This window comes from Buchnera aphidicola (Chaetogeoica yunlongensis) (genome assembly GCA_039829965.1).
GTDB classification, from domain to species: domain Bacteria; phylum Pseudomonadota; class Gammaproteobacteria; order Enterobacterales; family Enterobacteriaceae; genus Buchnera_B; species Buchnera_B aphidicola_BA.
Window position 1 is genome coordinate 550,922 of the sequence record CP139909.1, and the last position, 18,579, is coordinate 569,500.

At 22.6% G+C, this 18,579-nt stretch carries 14 protein-coding genes and 1 tRNA gene; 6 read left to right on the plus strand and 9 right to left on the minus strand.

Features of this window, described 5'->3' with window-relative positions:
- Nucleotides 1-4: 4 nt before the first annotated feature.
- The 3 genes from UAR70_02540 to pgi all read right to left on the minus strand — a co-directional run bounded on the left by UAR70_02540 (nucleotide 5) and on the right by pgi (nucleotide 5,273).
- A complete protein-coding gene (locus tag UAR70_02540) occupies nucleotides 5-1,183 on the minus strand; it encodes a mannitol-1-phosphate 5-dehydrogenase (protein XBC39722.1) in 1,179 nt (392 codons plus the stop codon).
- Nucleotides 1,184-1,279: 96 nt separating this feature from the next.
- Entirely contained in the window at nucleotides 1,280-3,202 is a 1,923-nt protein-coding gene (locus UAR70_02545) for a PTS mannitol transporter subunit IICBA (GenBank protein ID XBC39723.1), read from the minus strand.
- A gap of 412 nt (nucleotides 3,203-3,614) precedes the next feature.
- Nucleotides 3,615-5,273: a glucose-6-phosphate isomerase gene (gene pgi / locus UAR70_02550; protein ID XBC39724.1), complete on the minus strand. Its 1,659-nt coding sequence runs from the start codon at nucleotides 5,271-5,273 to the stop codon at nucleotides 3,615-3,617.
- Nucleotides 5,274-5,721: 448 nt separating this feature from the next.
- Here pgi and orn point away from each other — a divergent pair, with 448 nt between their 5' ends.
- From orn to UAR70_02565, 3 genes are all read left to right on the plus strand, one after another.
- Nucleotides 5,722-6,267, plus strand: coding sequence for an oligoribonuclease (gene orn, locus UAR70_02555; GenBank protein ID XBC39725.1), 546 nt, complete (start codon nucleotides 5,722-5,724; stop codon nucleotides 6,265-6,267).
- An 81-nt stretch (nucleotides 6,268-6,348) separates the two neighbouring features.
- Nucleotides 6,349-6,421: transfer RNA gene (locus UAR70_02560), tRNA-Gly, on the plus strand.
- Between the two features lie 449 nt (nucleotides 6,422-6,870).
- A complete protein-coding gene (locus UAR70_02565; GenBank protein ID XBC40003.1) occupies nucleotides 6,871-7,452 on the plus strand; it encodes an N-acetylmuramoyl-L-alanine amidase in 582 nt (193 codons plus the stop codon).
- Nucleotide 7,453: 1 nt separating this feature from the next.
- Here UAR70_02565 and rpmE read toward each other — a convergent pair whose 3' ends face one another.
- Nucleotides 7,454-7,663, minus strand: coding sequence for a 50S ribosomal protein L31 (rpmE, locus tag UAR70_02570; protein ID XBC39726.1), 210 nt, complete (start codon nucleotides 7,661-7,663; stop codon nucleotides 7,454-7,456).
- A 508-nt stretch (nucleotides 7,664-8,171) separates the two neighbouring features.
- Here rpmE and hslV point away from each other — a divergent pair.
- Both hslV and hslU read left to right on the plus strand, forming a co-directional pair.
- The gene (gene hslV, locus UAR70_02575; protein ID XBC39727.1) at nucleotides 8,172-8,702 is read left to right on the plus strand and encodes an ATP-dependent protease subunit HslV; all 531 of its coding nucleotides are present in this window, start codon (nucleotides 8,172-8,174) and stop codon (nucleotides 8,700-8,702) included.
- Nucleotides 8,703-8,712: 10 nt separating this feature from the next.
- The gene (gene hslU / locus UAR70_02580) at nucleotides 8,713-10,053 is read left to right on the plus strand and encodes an ATP-dependent protease ATPase subunit HslU (protein ID XBC39728.1); all 1,341 of its coding nucleotides are present in this window, start codon (nucleotides 8,713-8,715) and stop codon (nucleotides 10,051-10,053) included.
- Between the two features lie 424 nt (nucleotides 10,054-10,477).
- Here hslU and UAR70_02585 read toward each other — a convergent pair whose 3' ends face one another.
- Nucleotides 10,478-11,056 (minus strand): gamma-glutamyl-gamma-aminobutyrate hydrolase family protein, encoded by a 579-nt coding sequence (locus tag UAR70_02585; GenBank protein ID XBC40004.1) that lies wholly within the window; start codon nucleotides 11,054-11,056, stop codon nucleotides 10,478-10,480.
- 14 nt (nucleotides 11,057-11,070) lie between these two features.
- The gene (locus UAR70_02590) at nucleotides 11,071-12,633 is read right to left on the minus strand and encodes an anthranilate synthase component 1 (GenBank protein XBC39729.1); all 1,563 of its coding nucleotides are present in this window, start codon (nucleotides 12,631-12,633) and stop codon (nucleotides 11,071-11,073) included.
- Nucleotides 12,634-13,067: 434 nt separating this feature from the next.
- Between UAR70_02590 and UAR70_02595 the strand changes: the two genes are divergently transcribed.
- The gene (locus tag UAR70_02595) at nucleotides 13,068-13,817 is read left to right on the plus strand and encodes a ferredoxin--NADP reductase (protein ID XBC39730.1); all 750 of its coding nucleotides are present in this window, start codon (nucleotides 13,068-13,070) and stop codon (nucleotides 13,815-13,817) included.
- Between the two features lie 771 nt (nucleotides 13,818-14,588).
- On the opposite strand, the gene UAR70_02600 is transcribed toward UAR70_02595, so the two are convergent.
- From UAR70_02600 to UAR70_02610, 3 genes are all read right to left on the minus strand, one after another.
- A complete protein-coding gene (locus UAR70_02600) occupies nucleotides 14,589-16,061 on the minus strand; it encodes a hypothetical protein (protein XBC39731.1) in 1,473 nt (490 codons plus the stop codon).
- 507 nt (nucleotides 16,062-16,568) lie between these two features.
- On the minus strand, nucleotides 16,569-17,003 hold the full coding sequence (locus UAR70_02605) for a universal stress protein (protein ID XBC39732.1): 435 nt from the start codon (nucleotides 17,001-17,003) through the stop codon (nucleotides 16,569-16,571).
- Between the two features lie 81 nt (nucleotides 17,004-17,084).
- Nucleotides 17,085-18,578 (minus strand): inorganic phosphate transporter, encoded by a 1,494-nt coding sequence (locus UAR70_02610; protein ID XBC39733.1) that lies wholly within the window; start codon nucleotides 18,576-18,578, stop codon nucleotides 17,085-17,087.
- Nucleotide 18,579: the final 1 nt, after the last annotated feature.

The window sequence follows — 18,579 nt, forward strand, 5'->3', positions numbered from 1 at the left end:
AAAATTATCTATTATTTAAATTTTTAAAAATATTAAAATAAATGTTAATTTCAGAAACTACCCAAGATGACATATCTAATTCACTAATATGCTTTAAAACGTATTCCGGTCCATAATTAAAAATCATCTTTTGTAATCTTATAGATTCATTATCATTATCATCAAAAAAACATAAAGATGCAGCAATCCCTTTAAGTAAATTTGCATTAGAAATATTATATTTTAATGTACCTAAAAGAGGAGAAATTAATCTATCATTTTTTGCTAATTTTTTTAAAGGATTTCGACCAACTCTATTTAAACTATCAGTTAAAAAAATGTTTTGAAATCTCAATAATACTCTTTCAATATATTTGTTATGCTCTAACAAAGAAAAAAGTTTATATTTTTTAACTAAAACTAACCCGGATTCTTTCATAGCTCCTAAAACAATATTATATATACTTGAATCTGAAATTGATTGATAAATATTATTATATTTTTTTAAAAAACCTAAATATGCAATAATAGAATGCCCAGTATTTATAGTAAATAATTTTCTTTCAAAAAAAGCATCTAAGTTATCACTGCATATTAAATCAATAATACTATTATGTATACTAGATCTAAACTGAGTCAAATCAACTATCCATTCATTAAATTCTTCTACTTTTACTAACAAAGCATTATTTTCATAATTATTATGAATATTCGAAAATACAATTCTATCTACTACTGAATCAATAAAATCAACGTTTTGTTCTAAATACTTATGATATTTGTTCGATAAACATTTTTTAATTTCATGTTTAAGTCGAGATGTACAACGAAAAATGTTTTCACATGCAATAATAGTTAATAAAGTAAAATTTTTTGTATCTATTTTATATTTTATTCCTTTTGCTAATAAATTTGCTAACGAATAAATAAAATTAATACCTACAGAAATAGTAATTAAATTAACTTGAGATATTCTTAATAAAATATCTTTATCATGTATATGAATAGCATTCACATTTGTTACTTTGTCTATATAATTTAAACTATTTTCTACTACTTCAATATCATACGAATGAAATTTATTTATTAAATCTATAACTTTCATATTAATATCAACAAAAGTTAAATTAAATCCAGAATCTAATAAACGTTTTCCAATAAAACCACGTCCAATATTACCTGCCCCAAAATGTAAAGCATACATAAATTTTTCCAAATATATATTTATTTCAATGTACTACATTAAAAAACAAATATTTTAATAAAAAAAATTAAAAAACTAAAAAACAATAGATTTTAATTAACTATCTCTAGAAAATAGAGATAATATATCATTAATACTTTTTGTAGTAGATATATTTTTAATAATATCTTTATTATCTAATATATTAGTAATTTTACTTACAACTGAAATATGTTCATTATTTCTTGCAGCAATTCCAATAACTAAATACGCAATATCTTCCGGTTCATCACCGAATAATACGCCAGTAGGAAATTGACAAAATATTATACCTGTATTTAAAATTGAATCTTTTCCCTTAATAGTTCCATGAGGTAAAGCTATAGATTCTCCTAACCAAGTAGACATCATCTTTTCTCTTTCTAACATAGACTCAATATATTCTTCTTTAACATATCCTTGCATAACTAATTGTTCACCAATAAATTTAATTACTTCCTCTTTATTACTAGCTCTTTGATTCAAAAAAATATTTTTTTTAGTAACATCAAAAATTTTCTTCTTATTATCTATACTATTTAAATCACACACTTTATTTATAATAGAATCATCATCTTTTTTATGATTATTTTTAGATAAATACTCAGACAATTCATTATAAAATCCATCATCTAAAAAATTATTCAAAGACAAATGTTGAGCTTGAAAATTCTTATTACGCGCTCTTTCTGAAAGACTACAATGAGTAATTATTAAATCAACACCATAATTAGGAATACTATCAATAGAAGTATTCACTACTTTTATTTTTTTTGAAAGACTAAATGAATCTAATTTTTTTCTCAAAATTCCTGCCGAAATAGCACTAGAACCCATACCAGCATCACAAGCAACTACAATATTATATATGCTTTTTTTAGAATCTAAAACACTTGTTATATACGTATTCTTCTTATTAGACAAAGAATCTATTAAAAATATATCTTTGTTAGATATGTTGAAATCATCATTGATATAGCTATTTTTATTATTAATTTTTAATAAAATACAAGATATTATAAAAGACACCAAGCAAGAAACAACTATAGCTAAAAAATTCACAAAATACAAATTTTTTGGCGTCATAGTTAATATAGAAATTATAGATCCAGGTGACACTGCAGAAATTAAACCACCATGTAATATTATTAATATAAAAATACCTGTCATACTCCCAAAAATTAACCCAAAAATTAATCTTGGATATTTTAAAACATAAGGAAAATATACCTCATGAACACCACCAAAAAATTGAATTATTATCGCTTCGCGAGAAGATTTTTTAACATTATCTTTACCTAAAAAAAACCAAGCTAATAAAACACCTAAACCAGGTCCAGGATTAGACTCAATTAAAAATAAAATAGACTTATTAAACTTAACAACTTCTTGTATTCCTAATGGAAATAATACACCATGATTAATAATGTTATTCAAAAATAAAATCTTTGCTGGTTCAATAAGTATAGCAACAAAAGGCAACAAATGATTACTAATCATTGAATTAATAATATACCCTAAAAAATAAGATAAACTCTCTATCATTGGCCCAATCAAAAAAAAAGAAATTAATAAAAGAAAAATACCTAAAATACTAATAGAAAAATTATTTATTAACATCTCAAAACCACTTTTAATTCTATATTTACTAATTTTATCAAAATAATAAGTAATCCAACCTCCTAATGGACCGATAATCATAGCTCCTAATAACATAGGCATAGTAGTACTTGCAATAGCACCTATTATTGCTATACTTCCTACAATCGCTCCCTTTCTACCATTAATTAAGTAACCTCCTGTATTTGCAATTAAAATAGGAAAAAGATACATACTTATAGGCAACAAAATTTTTTCTAAATTCTTATTAGGAAACCATCCATAAGACATAAATAGTCCACTAACAATTCCCCAAGCAATAAATATACTGATATTAGGCATGATCATAGTACTTAAAAATCGACCAACATTCTGAATTTTTACTGTAATAGGTACAGACATACTATCTTTCCTTCTTTTACATGTGATCTACTTAAAGATTTTCATTCATATTTCAAAAAATAAACATAAAAAATTATCATTATAAATTAATTCAACAACAACAATTTCTAAAAACAAAAAATATTAAAAAACTAACATACATGATATATGTCATAAATAATCACTACACCTAAACATCATCTAAAAAACTATTTATAAAAAAATCATAAAAAATAATTATCGTAAATATAAAATATGCTGTTTTAAAAAAAAATATCAAAAAATCATTAAAAAATATTAAATTATTACCATAAATTAAATAATTATAAATGTAAGTAATTCAAAATAATTTATCATGCTAAATATATAATTTAAAATAAAATACTAAAATATTTAATTCTAAAATCATGTACTTATCTAAAAATATCATCATCTAAATATTTAATTTGTCAAAATACTTATAAAAATTGATTAATCCACATGTAGAAGAATCATATTTGTTGATTTCATCAAAATCTTTCATACTAATAAAAATATCTTTAGCTAAAGATTTTCCTAATTCTACACCCCATTGATCAAAAGAAAAAATATTAAATATAACACCTTGTGTAAAAACTTTATGTTCATATAAAGCAATTAACACACCTAAATTATAAGGATCTAATTTATGTAACAAAATTGAATTACTCGGTTGATTACCTCTACATATTTTATAAGGTTCTACTGATAATACTTTTTGATTACATACATCAAAATCTTTTAAACTAATACTAAAATCATCATGAGATTTTCCAAAAGCTAATGCTCTTGTTTGTGAAAAAAAATGAGACAATAAATGTTCATGATGATTTTTTAAAACATGTTGAGGAGTAATAGCAGCAATAAAATCACAAGGTATTAATTTAGTACCTTGATGCAATAATTGATAAAAAGCATGCTGTCCATTAGTACCCGGTTCCCCCCAAATAATTGGACTAGTTTGCCAATTTATAAATTTTAGATCCCTACTAACACTTTTTCCATTTGATTCCATAGTCATTTGTTGCAAAAAAGGAGACAAATACTTCATATTATAATCATAGGCTAATACTGCTTCAGTTTCTGATTGAAAAAAATTGTTATACCAAATACTAATTAATGCCAACAATACCGGTATATTCTTATTAAATTCAGTAGATAAATAATGCTTATCCATACAATAAGCACCTTCTAATAAATTTTTAAAATTATCAAAACCAATTGAAAGTGCAATAGATAATCCTACAGAAGACCACAAAGAAAAACGACCACCAACCCAATCCCAAAATAAAAAAACATTTTTAATGTTAATACCAAATTTTGTCGCTTCATTAGAGTCAGTAGTTACTGCAATAAAATGTTGATCTAAAAATTTACTATTATTAAACATACTAAACATCCATTTTTTAGCTGTATTAGCATTAATTAATGTTTCTTGTGTAGTAAACGTTTTAGAAACAACCAAAAATAAAGTAGATTCTGGATTAATTTTTTCCAATACTCTCAAAATATTCGATCCATCTACATTAGATACAAAATGAATTTTTAAATGATTCCTATATGAATGTAATGCATTTATAACCATTTTAGGCCCTAAATCTGATCCTCCGATACCAATATTAACTATATCTGTAATATATTTTCCAGTATATCCTGTCCACTTTTTATTAATTACTAAACTAGAAAAATGCTTAATTTTATCTAAAACACTGAGTACATCTAACATAATATTTTTACTATTACAAAAAATAGGAGTATTGCTAAAATTTCTTAATGCTGTATGTAACACAAACCTATTTTCTGTTTTATTCATTAAAGAACCAAAAAACATAGATTCAATTGAATTTTTTAAATTCATTTCATCAGCTAACATCAATAATGTATTAATTGTAAAATCAGTAATTCTATTCTTAGAATAATCTATTAAAATATTATTATTAAAAATAACTGAAAGTTTTTTAAATCGATTACTATCGTTACAAAACAATTCCTTTATATGGATATTTTTTATTTCACTAAAATGATTTTTTAATACTTTCCAAGACTTTGTATCATTAGGATTTATATTTTTCATAAAATAATTATCTTCATGTTTATACTATTATTTATAATTTTTATACTTCTACGTAAAAATATCTACAAATATAAAAAAAAATGAATAAATAAGACTTTAAATTTTTATAAGAGTAAATTATATTTAAAACTTTATCGAATAAATTTACTAAAATAAAATTTATACTAAAATAAAACTACCATTGAAACTATATTTTAAAATATTAATGATGTTCTTATAACTTTCTTAAAATTTATACAACAGAAAATTTCTACATAAAAAATTTAATATTTATATTTTTTTTTATACACTAATATATAAATACTTGTATTCTACCATCAATAACAAAAAAAATTCTTAATAAAAAATTACTTATTAACAAATAATAATCGTGATGTAAAACAAAAATATGTAAAATTTATAACTATAAATCTAATTTAATTCATACAAAATCTTATTTAGGTAAAACATGAACGATAATTTTAAAAATCTAATATGGATAGATTTAGAAATGACAGGGTTAAATCCAAAAATACATAAAATTATAGAAATTGCAACCCTAGTAACAGACAAAAATTTAAATATTTTAGCTCAAGGTCCAATAATTGTAATTCATCAAAACCAATGTGAATTAAATTTAATGAATCAATGGAATATCACTACTCATACCAAAAATGGATTAATTAATAAAATAAAACACAGTCTATATGACGAACACTTAGCAGAAAAAAAAATAATTACTTTCTTGAAAAAATGGATTCCAAAAAACAAATCTCCCATGTGTGGAAATAGTATAAGTACAGACAGACTATTCTTAAAAGAATACATGCCTACTTTAGAAAAATACTTTCATTATAGACAAATTGACGTTAGTTCTATAAAAGAATTAATTTTACGTTGGAAACCTAAATTATATAAAAAATTTACAAAAAAATATTCACATCAAGCACTATTAGATTTACAAGAATCTATTCAAGAATTGATTTTTTATAAAAAACATTTTTTTCAATTATAAAATTAATTTATACTAAAATATATTTATTCATTTAATACTTGAAAAAAAAAATTTTTTATATATAATTAATTCTAATTTATTGCGGGAATAGCTCAGTAGGTAGAGTACAACCTTGCCAAGGTTGGGGTCACGAGTTCAAATCTCGTTTCCCGCTAAGTACAAAGTATAAAATCATTTAAAAAATTAAAATTCTATTTCTTAAATACACTATATAAAATTTAGAGTTAATTTTATTTATCTATGGATTTAAATCAATGTTGTTAAAAATGTTTTATACAATTATAATATCAATTTTTTTATTTATACCAAAAATCTCCTATACAAAAACAATACTTTCTGATATTCATATTATAAATCACAATAAAAAACAAAAAAAATTATTATACAAAAATACACTCCTAAAAAAATATTCTTTTTTTTTATTATAAATCACTACTAAATTTTTCATCAACATATCAAAATATTCTTATTCAGAATAAATTTTTTGAATTAACAAAAACATTTAAAAAAAACACAAAAAAAAAACACAACAAAATTTTTATTTTTACTTACAACGCACACCCATTATCAAAAAAACAACAAAAAAATAAAATAATTATAGCTATCGATGCAGGGCATGGTGGACAAGATCCAGGTGCTATTAGTAATAATAAAAAAATTCAAGAAAAAAATATCACATTATCTATAGCAAAAAAGTTAACAAAAAAATTAAATACAATTAAAATTTTTAAAGCAATAATGATAAGAAATGGAAATTATTTCATTCCTATTAGAAAAAGAACTCAAACAGCTCAAAAAAAACGTGCTAATTTATTAATTTCAATTCACACAAATTCAACAAATAATAAAAAAATATCAGGAATATCCGTCTGGATATTCTCTAATACAAAAAAACATATCCTTAACAAAAACAAACTAAAAAAATATAACAATATTAATAAAATAAAATACGAACTAGCAAAAACAGTCATAAAAGAGTTGCATAATGTTACAAATCTAAATCAAACACAACCAAAATTTGCCCGATTTGCCATTCTTAACTCTACTTCTTTTCCATCTATACTAATTGAAACAGGTTTTATAAGCAATCCCAAAGAAGCAAAAAATTTAAACAATCAATATTACCAAAATCTTATAGTAAAATACATATTTCTTGCATTACAAAAATATTTTTTAAAATATTAATTTAATAAGTAATAAATTTAAATTTTTTGTTAAACTTTTCTATTCTGCCACCAGTATCAGATAAACGCTGTTGACCTGTATAAAAAGGATGACATTTAAAACATACATCAATATTAATGTCTTTACATAAAGTAGAAAAAATATAAGTGCATTTTCCACAAGAACATGTTACTTTTATTTTAATATAATTAGGATGAATATTTGTTTTCATAAGACCTTTTAATAAAGTATACGTATAATAAAAAATTTTTAAAATAAATATATAAAACATTAAAAAATAAAAAAATATATGTAATTCTCTCTTTTACTAAAATTTTTTATTTAAATGAATACATATTTATTTTAGATTTAATTGATATTATATATATATCAAAAAAAAAATACATATAATTTTCTGAAATTTTTAAAAATCAAATCTCTAAACAAATAAATATAGATCGTTCTAACAAAATATTTATTAATATATAAAAAAATAAATTTATAAATTATGACATAATTTGTATTAAAAATATCACGTATATACATCAAATTTACATCCAAAAATAATATAAATTCCAAAAAATCAAAATTACACTCACAAAAATATAAAAGTTATTTTTTTAATATCCATATTTATATTCACTAAATAACACAAAAAAAAATACTACAATATTTTATACTTAATGTAACCTTAATATATCAAAAATTTATAATTTTAATTTAATAAAAGGAACGATTCAGTGACAACTATTCTTAGCGTAAGACACAAAAAACAAGTAGTAATTGGAGGAGATGGACAAGCAACATTAGGAAATACTATTATGAAAAGTAATGTAAAAAAAGTAAGATACCTTTACAATAATAAAGTTATTGCAGGATTTGCTGGAGGAACAGCTGATGCATTTACTTTATTTGATCTCTTTGAAAAAAAGTTATTAATGTATCAAGGAAAACTAAAACGTTCTGCGATTGAATTAGCAAAAGATTGGAGGACTGATAAAATCTTAAGAAAACTCGAAGCATTACTAGCAGTAGCCGATAAAGAAATATCATTAATTATTACCGGAAATGGAGATGTAATACAACCAGAAAATGATCTTATGGCCATTGGATCCGGAGGATCATATGCACAAGCAGCCGCAATAGCAATGTTAGAAAATACTTCTCTGACTGCAAAAAAAATTGTAGAAAAAGCGCTAAAGATCACATCTGGAATATGTATATACACTAATAATATTTTTACTATAAAAGAATTAACATCAATACAATAAGGGTTTCTTTATGTCAGAAATGACTCCTCGAGAAATAGTAAAAGAACTTGACCGATTTATTATTGGTCAAGAAAAAGCAAAACGCGCTGTAGCTATTGCATTACGAAATAGATGGCGTCGAATGAAACTTAATAAAGAACTAAGATACGAGATAACACCAAAAAATATTCTTATGATTGGTCCTACAGGAGTAGGTAAAACTGAAATAGCTAGACGATTAGCTAAATTAGCTAATGCTCCCTTTATAAAAGTCGAAGCTACAAAATTTACCGAAATAGGATATGTTGGTAAAGAAGTAGATTCAATTATTAGAGAATTAACTGATTCTGCAATTAAAATGATTAAAAGTTCAGCAATAAAAAAAAATAAAAAAAGAGCAAAAGAACTAGCTGAAGAAAAAATATTAGATGTATTAGTACCAACAATTAAAAAAAAGTGGAAAGAAACAACAGAAAAAGATGATAATCAACCTAATGCAGCAATACAATCTTTTCGAAAAAAATTAAGAGAAGGTAAACTAAATGATAAAGAAATTGAAATAAATATTTCCGTAACACCTATGGGTATCGAAATTATGGCACCACCAGGAATGGAAGAATTAACTAATCAACTACAATCATTATTCCAAAATTTAAGTGGACATAAAAAAAACATTAAAAAATTAAAAATAAAAGATGCAATGAAATTACTAATAGAAGAAGAAGCATCTAAATTAATCAATCTAGAAGAATTAAAAAAAGAAGCTATTTATGCCGTTGAACAAAATGGAATTGTTTTTATTGATGAAATTGATAAAATATGTAGAAACCACGGTGCATCTGGACCTGATGTATCTCGAGAAGGTGTACAAAGAGATTTACTACCTTTAATAGAAGGTTGTACAGTCTCTACAAAACATGGTATGGTTAAAACAGATCACATTTTATTTATTGCCTCTGGTGCTTTTCAAATTTCAACACCTTCAGATCTTATTCCAGAACTACAAGGAAGGCTTCCTATAAGAGTAGAGTTACAGGCATTAACTATCAATGACTTTGAATTAATTTTAACAGAACCAAAAGCTTCAATTACAGTACAATATCAAGCTTTATTAGAAACAGAAAAGGTTTACATTAACTTTACTAAAGAAGGTATAAGAAATATTGCCGAAGCAGCATGGAAAGTTAATGAATCTATGGAAAATATTGGTGCTAGAAGATTACATACTGTATTAGAAAAATTAATGGAAGACATATCATTTCATGCTAGTGATCAAAAAAATAAAACAACTATTATTATTGACGAAAAATACGTTAAAAAACATCTAGACAAATTAATATCTAACGAAGATCTTAGTCGTTTTATTTTGTGAACTTATTTATTATAAAAATAAATACTTTCCTATCTTTACTATAGATAGGAAAGATTAAAAAAATTACTTGATAATTAAAAAAAAATATATTTTTAAAAACTATATTAATTAATCAAATAAATAAATTAAAAAATTTTTAATATTAAATCTACTCAATCAACTGTATAATTTTTTTAAAATATTTTTTAATTTATTTTATAAAACTTATTAAATTACCATATTAAATTTAAAATTAGTCAAAAATAATCAAGTAGTAATATATTTTTTATTAATCTTCTCTAACTAACAATATTAAAAAATTTTTAATAACTACACATATAACACTTCTAAAAAATATATTTATAAATTTAATTATATAAAATTAAAATGCTCATTTTAAAAAATAGTATACAATAAAAAATTTTTTTAAAAAATATTTTAAAATTTAAAACTGAGTCCATTGTATAGTTTTTTGTAAAAATTTAGCGCCTAAAACAGTCAAAATAGATTCTGGATGAAATTGAAAACCACAAATTTTGTCATAATTGTTTCTCACAGCCATAACCATATCATTAAAATATGCATTAACTACTAAATTTTTTGGAATTACACTACATACTAAAGAATGATACCTTGCCACAGAAAATGGATTAGGCATATTCTTAAACATTGCTTTATTATCATGAGATACTAAAGATGTTTTTCCATGCAACACCTCTCCAGAATAATCCACTTCTCCGCCATACATCTTTACTATAGCTTGATGTCCTAAACAAATACCTATAATGGGAATTTTTCCTCTTAATTTAACTAATAATGTAGGCATGCAACCTGCACAATCTGGAGTTCCTGGACCAGGAGATAATATTAGCACAGGATTACTTAATTGAGATAATCTATTTAAAATCACATTTATTTGAATTGTATTACGATACACTACAACATTATGACCATTAATACGCAATTGATCTACTAAATTATAAGTAAAAGAATCAAAATTATCTAATAACAATATATCATTCATCATATTATACAACTCTATATAGCACAATGAGTATGAGAATCAAATATAGCCTGAAAAACTGCCTGAGCTTTATATTTACATTCATCAGATTCTAATTGAGGTATAGAATCTAATACTATCCCAGCTCCAGATTGAATAACTGCTATATTATTTTCCACATAAGCAGAACGAATTATAATGCAAGTATCTAAAGTTCCTAAACCAGTAAAATATCCTATAGCTCCTCCATAACTACCTCTTTTTTTTCTTTCAACAGACGCAATTAATTCCATAGCTCGAATCTTTGGTGCTCCAGTTAAAGTACCCATATTCATGCATGATTGATATGCATGCAGAAAATCTAAATCCTCACGCAATAATCCAACTACTCGAGAAACTAAATGCATAACATGTGAATAACGATCTACTTTTATTAAATCAGCTATATAACGAGTTCCTGGTTTACAAATTTTAGCTAAATCATTACGAGCTAAATCCACCAACATTAAATGTTCAGATAACTCTTTATGATTAGTTCTCATTTCCAGTTCTATCCTACTATCTAAATCTAAATCCAATAATCCATCTGAATCTCTTCCTCGAGGTCTTGTTCCTGCAATAGGATATATTTCTACTTTCTTAGAAAACGAATCATATTTTAATGCACTTTCAGGTGAAGCACCAAATAAAGTAAAATCTCGATCCTGCATAAAAAACATATATGGACTAGGATTGTTCTTTTTTAAAAAATCATATGATAATAAAGGATTAACACAAGGAAGATAAAATCGTCTTGAAGGAACAACTTGAAAAACTTCACCATTCAAAATAGATTTTTTCATATTTACTACGATATCATTATATTCCTTATCCGATATATCATACTTTAAAATCATATTTTGTAATTTACAAAATTGTATTGATGATAGTTTTTTGTTTAATTTATTCTTTAATTCTATAGACCTATTTTTTAATCTAGTTCTTTCAAAACTATCATCAGTAAACAAACTAACTTGAAGCACAGATGTTCTACGTTTATGATCTAATACCAATAATACCTCAGAAATATAAAAACATAAATCTGGACAATTTTGATCAGACTTTAATATCGGTAAATTTTCAAAATTCGTAATTAAATCATATGAAAAAAAACCTCCAAAAAACATAGATTTTAATTCATTATTACTTATATTTTTAACACTTTTAATTAATAATCTAATTGCATCAAAGATAGATAATGACTTCAATCTTTGATCTTCATCTAAATTTGAAGAAAAAAAAGGAAATTTTATTTTTAAAGGATTTTTATCTGATAAAATCATTACACATTTAGGCAACAAAGATTTAAATACAGACAACAAACTTATACCATTTTTTGTAAATGCTTGTAAAGTAACTATATTATATAATATTGAAATTCTTAATGCAGTATCTATAATCATCATACTTTCAACATTACATTTTTTATCAACTTCTGCAGATTCTAATAATAAAGTTTCAGACTTATGTTTACATAACTGATTAAAAATAACAGTAGGATTAGGTTGATAACAAGTATTAACCTTAAACGTATTAAGTTCTATTAATTTTTTTTTCATTTTATTTTCCATAAATATTATAGGTTTTAATTTGATATTACAGCTATAACTACAATATATGGAACTCAATAAAATATTATATTGTTAACAAATATATCATATTCTATGATAACAAAATCAAAAAATTACTTAAATACTCTAATCATAATTAAAAAAATAAATCGTAATATAACAAATACATATATTATATCTTCTATAAAAACTTTAACTCTTTTTAATATATATAAAATTATATAAAAACATATTATTAAAAAATTAATAAATGTTAATTATAAATTTAAAAAATTCACTAATTTTAAAACAAATAACATCTTTTAAATAATTATTAAATCTATCATTAAAAAATATTAAAACATATGATATTATTACTCAAACATACTTAAAACAAATACAAATAAAAATTAAGTTTTTAATAAAATATTAATTAAAAAAATATGAATACTTGGATAGTAGCTAAAATAATAAAAATAAAAAAATGGGAAAATAATTTATTTAGTTTAATCTTACAAGCAAACATTGATCCTTTCATTGCTGGTCAATTTACTAAATTAGGATATCCACTAAAAAATGGAAAAATAATACAAAGAGCATATTCTTTTGTGAATACTCCAAATGAAAAATTTTTAGAATTTTATATGATTTTAATAAAGAATGGACAATTCACTTCTCAAATATATAATCTAAAAAAGTTAGATGAATTAAAAATTAAAAAACAATCATCAGGATTTTTTACGCTAGATCACATTCATCCCTGTGAGAAACTATGGATGCTATCTACCGGTACAGGTATTGGCCCATATTTATCAATATTAAAAAATAAAAAAAATACTGAAAAATTTAATAAAATTATCTTAATCCATGCTGTTCGTTACAAAAAAGATCTCTCATATTTAAACGATATTTATACTTTAAAAAAAAACTATAATGGAAAATTAAAAATTAAATTTATAATAAGCCGAGAAAAAACTAATTTTTCACTTATAGGAAGAATCCCTCAACTATTAGAAACACAAGAACTAGAAAAAAATATTAATCTATACATTGAAAAAAATAATTCTCATGTCATGTTATGCGGAAATCCAAATATGATACAAGAAACAAAAAATATACTGATTAAAAAAAGAAATCTTACTAAAAATCTGAAACGAAAACCGGGTAATATTACTAGCGAACACTATTGGTAAAAGTAAACATCTACTTAATTTAAAATATTATATATACATCTTTATTAAATTATAATAAAAATAATTAATTTGTTTTAAATAATTTTCATAAACAAAATTAAATTCAAAAAAAATTAACGAATATTTTGAATAAAAAAATTAAATATCACTTAAAACTTATTTAAAAACTAATCAATACAACTCTATAAATATTTTTTATTATTGTTTTAAAAAAAATATACCTAATTCTATTAATCTATTACAAATAAAAAAAATATTGTCATTACTCAATTAAATAAAATTAAAGAATAACATTTAATAATTTTAATTTCATTCATTTAAAATTTTTTAATAAAAAAATTTTTTAATAAAGTATTTTATTTGTAAAAATTTTATAATTTACATATTCATATTAATAAACAAATATTAATAATATCGTTTACTTCATATAAAAAAGTGAAATATATTTTCTTAAAATATAATTTAATTTTAACACAAAAACTTTGATATCTTTAATATTCATTATATAAAAATAAAATAAATGCTAAAAATGTACTGAATCTATTTAAAAAAAGTTATACCCAAAATATAAATATACTTAAAGAAATTACAAATTCCTAAAATACTTCTTTAAAATAAAAAAATTTAAAAAAATGGAGTATATAAAATATAATTATTTATATACTCCAAAAAAGTAAAAATATAAAACAAAAAATTCTAATAACAATTCTTATATTATATTTTTACAAAAAATACAATGAAACTTTAATATCATATTTATGAAATGAACTTTTATCTTAAATAATAAGAATATTCTATATCATTAGGAAGCTTATCTTTTGATAAAGTCATAGATGCTTGAACTCCAAAACAATGATATTTATTATGATCCGATGTTTCATAAGTTTTTTCTAAATCTGCCTGACTTGTTGCAGTAAACTGAAAAACACCTTTATCGATTTCATTAGCTACATAAAAAAATTGAGAATTCTTCGGTTGAAATGAAACTAAATCTGGATGTTCAGCAAATAATTCTACATAACCAGGAGAAAGAATTCCTTGGTGTGAATAAGAAGAAATTAACTGCCTTGTTTCTAAATCAGGAACAAACTCTTTAAAGTCATCTAACGTTACTTGTGGAGAAGATTTAGAAAGTTGTTTTCCATCTATTTGTAAAATTGAATTTTTACTTTCATTTAAAAATTTATCATTTAATCCAGAAGTTTTACGTAAAGTATCAAAACTAGTAAAGAAACTTTTTCCAATATTTTTAGAATTTTCTGGCCCACTAATTGAATCTAAACCTTTCCAAAAAGGTCTAGAAATCTTATGATGCGTAGCAAGAAAATTTTTTATTTTATCAGAAACTATTGCTTTTTTATACACAGCATCTCTTCTAAATCTAGTTTGAGTTTTTTTTTTACTATCATGTAATACGACAACATGAGAAGAATCATCTTTCTTAAAAAAATGAACAACTGAAGAAAATATTCCCTGACCTAAATTAGAAATTCCAGAAACAGCATTTTTCCCAAAATCAACAACACCATTTACCGCTTTTTTCCCTAAATTAACTGTGTAATTTACAGAATTTTTACCAAAATCAATAACATTTTTTACAGCGCTTGAAGTAGTATTAATAACGCTATTTATAACATTTTTTCCAAAATTATACATACTATGAAAAATATTACTTCCAAAATCAATAACACGTTGTACAGAATTTTTTACAACGCTAACAATATTATTTACAACATTCTTTCCTATTTTTAAAATATAATTAAAAGAATTTGAAACAAAATCACATAATTTATTAAAAGAACAAACCACAAAATTTACAAATTTACGAGAAGCTTTAATAACAGGATCTAAATTAAATATCTTAGATAAATGAAAATTAGAAAAAAGCCGACTAAAAAAAGAACTAGCTATATTATACAATGAAGTAAAAGCTAATTTAAAATTATTCATTGGTTCATGATGTTTTAAATCAGGCTTATAAATCGAAGTATGAATATTAGAAGTATTTTCTAAATGAATAAGCGGATTAGGAGAAATATTTGAATGTACTGAATTATTATTCTTATGCTCTGAATTATTTACTAAACTTAATACATCATCATGTTTAATGTTATCAACAGCTAATGATGAATTCAAATTGCTTTTATTATTAATATGAATATTGTTATTAGATATAACATGAGGTTGTGTTTTTTTGTTTACATCTATACGTTGTAAATTATTTACAACTGACATGGATGACATAATATTACATCCTCTTTTATTTAAAAAATTTCAATTTTTATGTTAAACTAAATATTATACAAATACACACATAAAAATAACTAATAACTTAATATCACAAATATAATTTAAAAATAAACTCTAATATTTTATTCGTTATTTAATTAAATTTATGTTTTCAACAAAAATAAATATTTTAAACAATATAAGTTATATACAACTATTTATTTTGTCTATATTAATTTTATATAACATGATAATATTAACATATCTTAGTATTATAAATATTTTTACTATTCACTTTAAAATATTTACTAAAATATTTTATTTAATAAAAATATTTTTAAATTTATCAAATTCATATAAAATGATCTTAGTCTTTAATTAATTTTTTAAAACTTTTAAATAAAAACATTTAACATTAATCAACTTAATAAATTTAAAAACTTTATAAATACAAAAATATATTAAAAAACAAAACTAAAAATAAAAATCTTCATCAAACTACTTAAAAATTTTTTATAAAAATTAATTATATGGACGAAAAGGTACAACTAACATATCTATATGCAAAGAATTAATTATTTGACGTACTGAAGACAACATTTTACTCCAAAAATCCTGATAATGTCCAAAGATAACCAAGTCTATATTATACTTTTTAATCACATTTAACAAGCATGATACCAAATCTCCATTCCCAAGAAAAGTCTTATAAATAGGACAAAAAATATAATCTTTAAAACTTTTTAATATATTACTAATTTGTTTCATACCACAATATACATGCAAATGTCTACTGTCTACATCAATCAATCCTGGATACATATTAGAGTAATTAACATTTATATAAATTATAGATATCTTAGTATCACAAAAACTAGAAATTAAACTTGCTTTTTTCATTAAAAAATAACTTTCTGAAGATAAATCTATCATTACTAAAATATGTTTATAATTCATACTTATATTTTCCTTAATATCAAATTTATCAGATAACATTATAAACATAAAACTATAAAATAAATGCATTCTATATAATAATTAAAAATAATTAATACTAATCCAATATAATATACTTGATAAAAATATAGAAATAGGAATTGTTAATAACCAAGTAATAATAATTTTCTTAATTGTTTTAATTTGAACACCACTTTTATTTACTAACATTGTACCTACTAACGAAGAAAACATAATGTGTGTCGTTGAAACAGGCATACCTGAATAACTGGCTAAACTTACAGAAGCTGCTGTAGTTAATTGAGTAGATATAGCTTGAACGTATGTTATCTCTTTTCGTCCCAATTTATTTTGAAAAGTATTCGTAATACGACGCCATCCTATTACTGTTCCAACTGAAAGAGATAATGCAACAAAAATAATAACCCAATTAGGTGCATATTCAATAGTTTTTAATAAATTTTTTTTCAAATCACACAAAAAATATTTATCTTTTGCTTTAATTATTAATATATGATTTAAAACATCTATAAAATTTCCTAAACATAATAAAGATTTACGTAACTGATCACACTGAATAACATTTAATTCTTTATAGCTTGAGACTTTATACAACAAATTTTTTACAAAATCAATAATATTTAATATACCACTATTTTTTTTACAATCAATCTTTTTTACAAATAATAATGGTTCAATAATTTCTTTTGAAATAACACCACTTAAATTCTTATCTATTAAATACCTATTACTTAAATAGTATTTTTCTAAATTATCAACAGATAATTTAATTTTTACTAATCCATACGTAGACATATTCAAATTTATTAAATATTGAGATGGGAAAATACAAATTAAAACTAACATTACTAAACCAATTCCCTTTTGGCCATCATTAGATCCATGAAAATAACTTATTCCTAAAGAAGACAAAATTAATGTTAATTTTATCCAAAATAATGATTTTTTATCATCTTGATTTATATCACTTGCAGGAGACATATTAATACAAGATTTTAATTTCATAAAACAATAAAAAGTTTTTAATAAAAATACACAACTTCCAGCTATCACCAACCCAAATATCGGAGATAAAATTAAAGATAAAAAAACATATATTATTTTTTTTAAGCTAATCAAACTAAAAATAGAAAAATGACTGATAAACACATTAACAACATTAATTCCAATAATAGCTCCAATTAATGTGTGCGAACTAGAGGTAGGTAAACTCATGAACCACGTAAAACAATTCCATAGAATTACAGATAATAATATAGAAAAAATTGCTTTTAAACCAGATAAAGTATTAATATTTAATAATAAATTATTAGGTAACAAATAAATTATAGCATAAGCAACACTTAAACCACCAAAAAAGACACCAAAAAAATTAAACATCCCTGACATTAATATAGCTGTTTTTTCATTAGTGGAACGAGTATAAGTAACTAAAGCTATTGAATTTGCTGCATCATGAAAACCATTAACCGCTTCATAAATAAATATGCACAACAAACAAATACATAAAATCAACACATGATTAAAATATACAGTAGAAAAATAATGAAGCATA